The 11,386-nt window shown below is 47.3% G+C and carries 5 protein-coding genes; all 5 read left to right on the top strand.

Annotation, left to right across the window (positions count from 1 at the left end; translation table 11 throughout):
- A partial coding sequence (locus tag AC1DSE_RS20750) for a non-ribosomal peptide synthetase (RefSeq protein WP_477528119.1) occupies window positions 1–4,011 on the top strand: 4,011 nt, incomplete at its 5' end.
- Between the two features lie 30 nt (window positions 4,012–4,041).
- Window positions 4,042–4,896: a lysostaphin resistance A-like protein gene (locus AC1DSE_RS20745; RefSeq protein WP_477509319.1), complete on the top strand. Its 855-nt coding sequence runs from the start codon at window positions 4,042–4,044 to the stop codon at window positions 4,894–4,896.
- 1 nt (window position 4,897) lies between these two features.
- Window positions 4,898–5,698 (top strand): lysostaphin resistance A-like protein, encoded by an 801-nt coding sequence (locus tag AC1DSE_RS20740; protein WP_477509318.1) that lies wholly within the window; start codon window positions 4,898–4,900, stop codon window positions 5,696–5,698.
- Window positions 5,695–6,486, top strand: coding sequence for a lysostaphin resistance A-like protein (locus AC1DSE_RS20735; protein ID WP_477509317.1), 792 nt, complete (start codon window positions 5,695–5,697; stop codon window positions 6,484–6,486). The genes AC1DSE_RS20740 and AC1DSE_RS20735 overlap by 4 nt, the downstream gene beginning before the upstream one ends.
- Before the next feature lie 64 nt (window positions 6,487–6,550).
- Window positions 6,551–11,386, top strand: a 4,836-nt coding sequence (locus tag AC1DSE_RS20730; protein WP_477528118.1) for an amino acid adenylation domain-containing protein, incomplete at its 3' end; no start/stop codon positions are given.

The raw sequence follows: 11,386 nt of genomic DNA, 5'->3' as shown, positions 1-11,386 counted from the left end.
GAGCTTCGACTAGCAGAGCTATGGAAGAGCATACTTGGTGTTCGCATCGTACGCACCGACGATCATTTTTTCCAGCTTGGCGGACATTCGCTGCGCGCAGCGCAGTTAACGGGTGCAGTGGAGCGGCAGTTAGAGGTCACATTTACACTAAAGGATGTGTTCGCCTACCCGGTCCTAGAAGAGATGGCAGCGTTCATTGATAGATCGCCGAAAAGGACTGCAGCATCTATCACAAGGGCCGAGCAGAGGGATGTTTATCCATTGTCGCTTGCGCAGAACCGACTATTCGTTTTGCATCATATGAAGCCTTCCAGTACAGCCTACAATTTGCCGCTCGCACTCAGTATGCGTGGTGAACTGAACGTTGAGAGACTGCAAGAGGCGCTGCAGCGGCTCATTGATCGTCATGAACCGCTCAGAACAAGCTTTGAATGGCGCGATGGCGCCCCCGTTCAACGCATTCATGAGCGAGTAATGGTGCGAGCTGATGTAACAAAAACGGATCAAGTGGATGGATGGAGCAGCATGCAAAAATTCGTTCAGCCATTCGATTTGAGCATTGCTCCGCTGCTGCGCGCTTCGCTTATTACGAATGGCGCGCAAGAGCATTTGCTGTTGCTTGATATGCATCATATCGTATCTGACGGTATTTCAATGACAGTGCTGGCACATGATTTCACCAAGCTTTATGAAGGCGGCACGTTGCTGCCGCTTGAAGTCCAGTACAAGGACATAGCTGTATGGCAGCAGGGTTTTATGAAGAGCCGAGAGCGGGATAGGCAAGAGCAGTACTGGCGAGAGGAGCTGGCGGGAACGCTGCCGCTTCTGGATTTGCGAGTGGACAAGCCAAGGCCAGCCGAACAAAGCTTTAAGGGGAGCAAAATCATTCATGCGCTGCCTCTCTCGTTAATGTCCGAAGTAGAGTCATTGGCAGCAACGGCTGGCATGACTAGTTTTCCAATATGGCTTGCTTGTTTTCACGTGCTGCTTCATAAGCTGACGAGGCAAGAGGATATTATCTCCGGTACACCGATTGGAGGAAGATCCCATCCAGAGACAGCCCCGCTTGTTGGGATGTTTGTCAATACCGTTTCTATACGGAGCCAGCCATCGGGCGAGCACAGCTTTCTTCATTTTGCCAAACAGATCAAGGAGAAGGTGCTTGGTGCGATGCATAATGGGATGCTGCCGTTCGAGCATTGTGTAACCGCACTTGATGTGAAGCGAGACCTGAGTCGAAATCCAATCTTTGACGTCATGTTCGTTATGCAAAATATGGATGTGCCGGCAATGAAAGCTGATGTGCTGCAATTAAAGTCGCAGCCGCTGGAGCACGCTGTATCCAAGCTGGACCTGACGTTTGAGCTTGCAATGCGTGAGGATGGTGCAGACCTTACTGTAGAATATGCAACGGATCTATTCGAACAACAAACAATCAACCGAATGATTAGCTACTATATTCGAATTGTGGAGCAAATTACGAAAGATACGCATATCTCTTTAAACCAGATACGCTTGCTGACTTCGGATGAAGAAGCCATTCAACTTGTTCAATTTAATGAAACGGCTACCGCTTACCCAAGCCATATGACCGTTGAGTCTTACTTGGAAGCACAAGCTGAGTGGATACCGCATGCCACTGCCCTGATCTATGAGACGGGGAAAATGTCCTATAGTGAATTGAATGGGAAGGCTAATCGGCTGGCAAGAGCTCTGAGAAAGCATGGGGTGGAGCATGAGGATACTGTAGCCGTCATCATGGAGCGTTCTGTAGACATGATCATTGCGATTTACGGCATATTGAAGGCAGGAGCGGCGTATGTCCCGATCTCACCTGGGCTTCCTGAAGAGCGAGTTCGATATATGCTGGATGACTCGGGAGCAAGGATTGTTTTGACTCGGGGCTTAGACGGGCAGATCGGCAACATGTCGCTAGACTCTGAACGATTGAACATAGAGGAAGCGCTGCAGCATGAGCAAAATGATGGGCCGTTAGAAAAAATCCATCGATCGCGCAGCTTAGCGTATGTGTTGTACACCTCAGGGTCAACAGGACAGCCGAAAGGGGTAATGATTGAGCACCATTCCGTAGTGAATCGCCTTACGTGGATGCAAAACAGATACACACTTGATATGCATGATGTGATTTTGCAAAAAACGCCATTTACGTTTGATGTGTCGGTATGGGAGTTGTTCTTATGGAGCTTCTCAGGCGCTAAGCTATGCTTGCTTGCACCAGGCGGAGAAAAGGACCCTGGGGCGATATATGATGCCATTAATAAGTATGCGGTGACTACGCTACATTTTGTACCTTCTATGCTTCATCTGTTTTTGGATTACCCGGGCCTTGTTAAGGATAGTAAAAAGCTTGAGAGCTTACGTTATGTTTTTGCCAGTGGAGAAGCGCTTACGGTCAATCAAGTAGAGAGATTTAGAGAGCGAATCGGAGAACCTAATGCTGCGAAGCTCATTAATCTGTATGGTCCAACGGAAGCGACGGTCGATGTGTCCTATTACGAGTGTATAGGAGAGCAAAGTTTAACGAGCGTGCCTATTGGCAAACCAATCGACAACATTTCCTTATATGTGGTCAATGAAGTTATGCAGGCTCAACCGGTAGGCGTGGCGGGAGAGCTGTGTATTGCGGGAGTTGGCTTGGCGCGAGGGTATTGGAAACGTCCTGATTTGACCTCGGAAAAGTTTGTGATAAATCCATTCGCAGCTAACGAGCTCATGTATCGTACAGGTGATCTTGCGAGGTGGCTGCCTGATGGCAGCATCGAATTTCTGGGACGAATGGATCACCAGGTGAAAATTAGGGGGTACCGCATTGAATGCGGGGAGATCGAGCATGCGCTTACGGGTCATCCAGACGTAAGGGAAGCCGTTGTCATGAAGCGTGACGGGGCTGCGGGGGAAAGCGCATTTCTATGCGCGTATGTCGTAACGAGTAATGCAGTCACTACTGCACAATTACGTTATCATTTGGCTAAAACATTACCCGATTATATGGTTCCGGCTGTCTACGTGGAACTGGATCAAATGCCGCTTTCTCCAAATGGCAAGGTAGATCGTAAGTCATTGCCAGCACCAGACGAGCGGTTGGATGTAGGCGTGCGTTATGTGGAGGCAGCAAGCGAAACGGAAAAAACCATTTCTATTGTGTGGGGAGAAGTGCTAGGCCGAACCGCTATTGGGACGCATCATAATTTCTTTGATGTTGGGGGAGAGTCGCTGCTGCTTGTCCGTACCCACCAGCGACTGGAAGAGCTGTACCCAGGTTTACTCAAGGTGACGGATCTATTTAATTATCCGACGATTGCCGCGCTTGCGGAATATATTGATTCCCGAAGCAATCTTCCTCACATTTGGCATTACGCTGGAATTGCTACAGGTGAGGACTCCTTCAATAACACATACACTGCGCAGCGGAATGGTTCGTACCAATTCACCCTTGAGGACGATTTAATTGAGGGACTGGCAGAAATGGCATATTCGGAGTCCGTGTCCATTACAACCGTTGCACTAGCAATCTATCTGCTCTTCTGGAAGCAGCAGTCAGGCGCTAATGATCTGGTAATGCCGGTTGCAACATCAAGGGGACGGCTCACACCTTTAGCGCTTGACTTTAGTACGGTGCTGGAGTTTAGCGAGCTAATCCGAGAAGCCGACTCGTTGTTTGACGATACGAAAATTTCCTACGATTGGAATCAAGTGGAGAGAGAGCTTGGGAGCCATAATAGTTCCCGCATAACGCCTTTGTTTGTAGATCGCTCGCGCACAGGCTTCATTCCCGAAAATCAACTCATGCACCACTTCGATATCATTCTGACGTTAGACAGCGCCAGGGGAGGAGCAGGTAAAGGGATGAGCGGTTTATGGGAATTTAATGCACGTCGATTAAAGAAAGAAAAGGTTAAGGCATGGGCTCAGGGCTATATTAAACTGCTCAGAATGGCCGTTCATCAATTTCAGCAGACTTCTAATGCTAGAGCTGGCGGCAAGCAGTAAGGACAACCCTATATGCAAAGGAGCATTACGTTGAAAAAGATCTTGTTTATGCTCGGGAATATCGCATGGTATTTAGGTATCTTCTACGCTTTGCTTTATCTGCTGCGATCAACCTATCAGTATGAAGCTACACTCGGCCTTGCCAAGTTTATGGATCGTAACCCGGCGATGTTCATGGCGATATTATTTACCTCCATCTTACTCATCTATATGCTTGTTTTCCGTTTAAAGAGAAGCATATGGAAAGAGCAGAAGCAAACTTTGTTTCAAGTTAGCGGCTTCAAGAAGATCGGGGTCAAAGATGCCGGGTTGATGCTGGCTATGGGGGCAGCCGGATGCCTGTTTAGTATTGGTCTAATTGAAATTGATGTCATCGCTCGGCACTTTCCGTCCATCCCCTTTCTCGTAGATGATCTCATTAGGGGAGATTCCATTTTATTCGTTATTTTAGGTGCGGGGCTTATTGCCCCCATCTATGAAGAAATTTTGTTTAGAGGATTAATTTACGGACAATTACGTCAAGTGATGCCGCTGTATGCTGCGCTTATTTTGCAAGCATTGGTTTACGCCTATTTTCAGCCAAGCCTCAGCCTGTCATTCATTGGTTTTGGTTCTGGACTCATCTACGCGATATTGTATATCCGAATAGGGAGCCTATGGGCGCCAATTATTGTACAAAACTCAGCCATGAGTCTTATTTTTATAACAAAATATGTTGGATGGCATGAAGCGATTAACGAAATAGGAGAACCCGCGTTGTATGTTCTAACGGCTGGAAGCCTGCTCTTTCTCGTAGGAGGAACGGCATATATTTGGCGCAGAGGGCTCGAAAAAGGTGCAAGTTCAGTACAAGCAGACCCGATTACGGTTGGAAGAGGGCGATAAGATGAGAAATTGGACTGTATCGATAGGGCGTGTTCTACTAGTCATCGGGTTGTATTTCGCCTGGTTTCTTACCGTTACCAAGTTATTTTTTGCTTATATCTACCCGTTGAGTCCTTGGTTTGAACAAAATACGCTTGCTGTCATTATATTAAATGACATTATTGGTTTTCCGCTTATGTACTTTGCGATAAAGCTAATATTTAAACAAAACCTATTCAAGGAAGCCCGATTTCAAAAGATGGATGGCAGCGCTATTTCCTTGTCGCTGTGGGTGGGTTTGGGCGCGGGGTTGTTCACTGTGGCATTCTCACAATTGCCTGCGATCCAGTCTGATCAGTTCAAATTCCAAGAGTTATTCGAATATTTGAATCGGGCAGAATGGTATGTTTTCCTCGTTTTTCTATTGCTAGGCAATGTATACAAGGAAACGTTATTCAGAGGTTTACTGCTGAACAGTTTTAGAGGCGTTCTGCCTGTCACCGTTGCGATTTTACTGCAAGGGTTATTATATGGCGTTCTATTCTTCTTAGGTGATATTCCGCTTTCCTTGTATGGGTTTCTTGGCGCTATCATTTTTGCCCTCTTGTACGTATGGTTTGATTCCATCTGGGCACCGATTGCCGCGCAGGTGGCTTGCCAAGGAGTTCAATACTTGCTCTGGCATCTAGGCCCGAAGAGTGACGATGTATTCATATTGTCAGCCGTAATGGCAGTTGCAGGTGCCATGATTGTTGTTGGATTATATTTGGGCAATCGCCGCTTTCGCAAGCCATACAGTCACGAAGAGGTCATTCACACATGAGAACGTTAACTGTAATTAGTAAAGTTCTACTCTATTTAGCTATTTACATCTGCGTAGTTTTATTCACCAATTGGGCGTTGAACAATTGGATTCAAGATGCTGAGTTTAGTACGTGGCTTAGCAAAAATCCAGCGAGCTCTCTTATCGCAGCGAATACGATAGTGATCGCCATTTATGTGCCGCTGCTTCGCTGGCAAAACATTCGAATGCAAGACCTCGGCTTCGTTCGACCACAATCAGCAGTGATGGCTGCTGGGACAGGAATTTGGCTTGGTCTGTTCATCGCGGTGTTCACACAGCTTGGTTGGATCGCTGAGAATTTCCCGGAAATTGCGAATTTGGTTCAATTTGTAGCTGGTGGAGGGAATTTCTTCATATTTGTGTTGAGCAGCTTATTGCTAGGTTCTTTGCTCGAGGAATTGCTGTTCCGGGGGATGCTGATCCATATTTTCCGCCAACGATTCTCCTCTGCATGGTCTGTGCTGCTGCAAGCTTTGTTGTTTGGCACTGTATTTATGAGCGTAACCATTGGTGCCTTCGCTGCTCTTGGAGCGATTATTTATGGTGTAATTCGCGTGGCCACAGGATCGATATGGTCATCTTTGCTCGCGCATGTGTTCAGTACAGCAACCTTGTATGTCGTCTCTCATTTTATGAAGGATTCCTCTCCCGAAATTTTTCTTATTCTGTCGTTCATAAGCGGATTAGCGATTATTGTGCATTTGTATATTTTGCTGCGTAGACAATCGGAGAATTTGAAGCGGCACAACAAAAGTATAACGAGTTAAATCAATGATTCATGGTAGTGATCACATTGCCACTGCAAACAACCGCAAAAGAGGAGTGTGCAGCATGTTCCAGTTGGATTTGTTGGAACCAAATCGCAATGAAAATGAAGGAGACGCAAGTAGTGACGCGGTGCTGGAAACCGCAAGCCAAGAAATTGCGATCATCGGCATTTCTGCCAAGCTTCCGAAGTCAGACACACACCGAGAGTTTTGGGATATGCTGCAAAATGGAGTGGACGGTGTACGTTCCTTCCCGCAGTCGAGGCGGCAGGAGTTGGAACCGTATCTTCGTCGCCTGAGCGCATTGTATGAAACCATTTCAATATTTGATGGTGCATATTTGGAGGATATCTCTTCCTTCGAYTATTCCTTTTTTCGATTGTCTCCGAAGGAAGCTTCTCTAATGAGTCCGAACCAGCGCATGTTTCTGCAGACCGCATGGAGCGCATTGGAGGATGGCGGGTATGGGGGCGAAGCGCTCCATGGCTCACGAACAGGTGTATTTATCGGTCATAACGCCGATGCGCTGCATGATTATAAACGTATTATTGAGACGGTAAATCCAGAAGCGCTCGCAATGGCAGCGCCAGGCAATTTAAGTTCAATGATCGCAAGCCGCATCTCTTATCTCTTGAATTTGAAAGGGCCGGCACTTAATGTCGACACCGCTTGCTCATCCTCTCTTGTGGCCGTCCATTTAGCATGTCAGTCCATTCGCAGCGGTGAATGCGATGCTGCTATCGCTGGAAGTGTGAAGCTCAATTTGCTTCCGATCGATATGGGCATTCGGCTTGGGATCGAGTCAAGCGATAACCGTGCAAAGCCGTTTGATGACAGATCTGACGGGACCGGTATCGGGGATGGTGTAGTCGCATTGCTGCTTAAACCGCTCGCAAAGGCGCTGCAGGATGGGGATCATATTTATGCACTCATTAAAGGGAGCGCTATGAATCAGGATGGCAGCTCCGTAGGCATCACTGCGCCTAACGCCTTGGCGCAGGAGGATGTCATTGTCCGTGCTTGGCAGGATGCAGCCATTGATCCCGAAACGATCATGTATTTGGAAGCGCATGGTACAGGAACCACATTGGGAGATCCTATTGAAATTGACGGCATTACGAGAGCATTCAGACGTTTCACAGACAAGAGGCAGTTCTGTGCGATTGGCTCGGTCAAAAGCAATATCGGACATCTGGATCATGCTGCTGGTATTACAGGGCTGCTGAAGGCAGTTCTTTCTCTTTGCAATAAACAGATTCCACCTACGCTGCATTATCGTTTCCCCAATCGCAAAATATCGTTTGTTGATTCTCCAGTGTATGTCAACGACAAGCTATCGCATTGGAGTGATGAGTTTGGTGCGCGTAGATGCGGTATTAGCGCATTTGGTATGAGCGGAACCAACTGCCATGTTGTGCTGGAAGAAGCACCGTCAATGTCAATGAATGATAGCGTTATGTTGGACGAGGTAGCGAATGCAGCTTATGGGGAAGAAAAAAATGAAGTTTTTTGCCTATCCGCCCAAAGCGAATCGGCTCTTAAGCGATCCATTATTAATTATCGTGCTTGGTTTACCGATCAGGAGCAGCAAGAATGGCGCTTGACGGACATCTGCTTTAGCGCGGCGATAGGTCGCGGACATTATCGATATCGTTTGGCGATCGTCGCCAAAAATGAAGTTGAGCTTAGAAATAGGCTGGAAGCCTTAGATGTTGAGCGGTTGCAAAACACGAAAATGCCGAATATTTATTACGCCGATTCAAATGCAGCGCATATGGGAGGGAATGACGAGCGAAAGCAAAGGGAGCTCTTAGAGCAGGTTGTCCGCAGTAATCGGGGCTACGATGATGCAAGTACACAGTTAGCTCAGTTATATGCAGCTGGTGCTAAAGTAGATTGGAAGGAGCTTTATCGTGATGAGAGACGCAGAAGGGTACCGCTGCCTGTATATTCATTTGATCCCTATCCGTGTTGGGTAGAGGAAGATGATCGCAGTGTTAATATAGCACCTCTGAGAGAGATTAAATATGAATCGGCAGTTAACCATGTGAGGCTGTGCAGTGAAGGTGCCGTCTCGGAATCGGAGCAAAGTGTCGCTAATGTATGGGGGGAACTGCTCGGTTATCGTGAGTTCAGCAATGATGCTAACTTCTATGAATTGGGCGGTGATTCGATCATTGCGCTGCGAATCGTTAATTCACTTAGTCAAAGCTGGGGGATTCGACTAGAAGTGCAGCATTTGCTAGGACATCCTACACTTAGCGAGTTTGCTGGAGTTGTGGAAGAGCGGCGATTAAGGAGCGGTTCGCCAGAAACGGAAAAAGTAATTCATATGCCCCAGGTGGCGGAGCGGGAGTATTATACGATCTCTTCGTCGCAAAAGCGCATGTACTTGCAGCAAGCTGCATCGCCTAGCGATAGAAGCTATAATTTGCCGGAGCTTTTACATATAGAGGGGGAAATTGATGCAGGCAGATTGGAAGCGTCTATACATTTATTAATAAAAAGGCATGAGATGTTAAGAACGTCATTCGCCATAGTAGACGGTGAAATTTGTCAATTTGTCCAAACTGATGCTCACTTTTCCCTTCAGCGGCTGCAGGCATCCGAAGAAACGGTGCTTGAAACGCTGCATAGCTTGTTTACATCATTTGACCTGAGTCATGCACCGCTGCTTCGCGCTGCTTTATTGACCGTTAATCCTGAGCGGCATGTGTTGTATTTGGATATGCATCATATTGCTTCGGATGGCTTCTCCGCAGGTATTTTGCTCAAAGAGCTTATGATGCTTTACCGAGGAGAGAGTCTTGAGCCGTTAACCTTGCGGTATATAGACTACGCAGCGTGGCAGAGAGAGGAACTGCAATCGGAGCGGATGGAGCGACAGAGAAGTTACTGGATGAAGCAATGCCAAGGGGAGTGGCCTGTGCTGGAGCTTCCGACTGACTTTCCTCGCCCTCTGATAAAGAGCAATCGCGGCGAAACATTTGATATATATGTGGACAACGAGTTATCGGATAATCTACGAAAGCTGGCAAAATCAACGGAATCTACGCTATTTATGGTGCTTTTATCGGTCTATTATACCCTTCTTGCAAAGTATTCTGGCGGGGAAGATATTGCTGTAGGCACACCGATTGCGGGGAGAGTCAACCGTGAAGCTGAGACTCTGGTAGGGATGTTCGTCGGAACACTTGTATTGCGCGGGTATCCCGTGGCAAACAAACCGTTTACCCAGTTTTTAGAAGAGATAAAAGCAGCATCGACAGAGGCTTATGAAAATTCCGACTTTCCATTTGAAGAGCTAGCGTCCATGGTGGATCGGCGAGACAGCAGCCGCAATCCGTTATTCGATACGATGTTTATTATGCAAAATTTGAACATTCCCAACTACTYGAGTGAAGAATTGACCTATCGACACGAGAGGTTCCCGCATGGGACGGCGAAATACGATCTGATGGTTCAAGCCGTGGAGCAAAATGACGGCACCCTGCGATTGGTAGTCGAATATGGCAAGGACTTGTTCCGCGAAGAGACTGTAAGGTCGATGATGAGGCATTACGTTACGTTGCTAAGTTATGTATCGGACTATCCAGACCATACATTAGGCGAGTGTGAAATGTTGTCCCCTCAAGATTACAACAAGTTGCTGACGGAATTTGGCAGTCGTGCGGCTGCTTTCCCTAGTGCTCGCTGTATCCACAGCAGCTTTGAAGAACAGGCAAGACGGGTTCCTGGAAGAGTCGCCGTTCAGTGCAGAGGGGAGTCATTAACGTACGAGCAATTGAATGGGCGAGCAAATGCGCTGGCGCGCAAGCTTGTTCGCTGCGGTGTTGGCCCTAACAGCATTGTCGGTGTGATGGCTGAACGTTCGATTTCAATGGTGACAGGAATGCTTGCGATTATGAAGGCTGGCGGTGCATACATGCCAATCGACCTTCAATATCCGCAGGAGAGAATTAGCTATATGCTTGCTGACAGCGGAGCAAGTTTGCTCTTAGTAGACGATTCGGTTCATAGAAATGCGTATCCATCCGCTCAGGAAATGCGATTAACGGATGAAACGATATATGACGGGGATAAAAGCAATATGGACGTATCCATTTCAGCAGATGATCTTATGTATGTCATCTACACTTCGGGTTCTACTGGGCAGCCGAAGGGGGTTATGGTTCCGCATCGCAGCTTTTATAACTTCAGCCATTCGTTGAAGCTGTTTTATGACGGAAATTTTGATGAAAGAGATCGCTGCTTAAGCCTTACCAATATTTCGTTTGATGTGAGCGTATGCGAGCTGTTTATGCCTTTTATGTTTGGCGCGTCCCTGGTCCTTTATCCAAATCCCAAGCTGCTTGATCCTAGAGAGCTAGCTAAAGTAATTGTAGAAGAGCAGATAACTTTTGCTTATATTCCGCCGACGCTGCTTCGGGATGTGGCGCAATCGTTGGAACAATCGAGGATGACGATCTCCTTGGACAAGCTGCTTGTTGGCGTTGAACCAATAAAAGATACAACGCTTGCGCTTTTTGTTCAATTAAATCTGAATATACGTATTGTTAACGGCTATGGTCCGACTGAGGCAACGATCTGCTCCAATATGTATGTGTATAAATCAGCTGCTGCCAGCGGCGTTAATGTGCCAATTGGCGGACCGATGCATGGCGTCGCGGTTCATATTTTAAATTTTGGAGACAAGCCTGCACCGGTGGGAACGGCTGGGGAGCTATGCATCTCCGGCAGCGGCCTTGCTGCTGGGTATGTTAATAAACCGGAATTGACCGCGGAGCGGTTTGTTGAACACCCGCTACTGCCAGGCACCATCATGTACCGTACTGGTGATTTGTCTAAGTGGCTGCCATACGGAAATGCGATGTATTTAGGCCGTATGGATGATCAAATC

The organism is Paenibacillus sp. 01L418, assembly GCF_056400045.1.
This window is presented reverse-complemented; position numbering and strand designations above follow the sequence as displayed.

Excerpts from the sequence above, each read along its gene's own strand:
- AC1DSE_RS20740 (WP_477509318.1), top strand. The coding sequence starts at position 4,898 with ATGAGAAATTGGACTGTATCGATAGGGCGTGTTCTACTAGTCATCGGG.
- AC1DSE_RS20735 (WP_477509317.1), top strand. The coding sequence starts at position 5,695 with ATGAGAACGTTAACTGTAATTAGTAAAGTTCTACTCTATTTAGCTATT.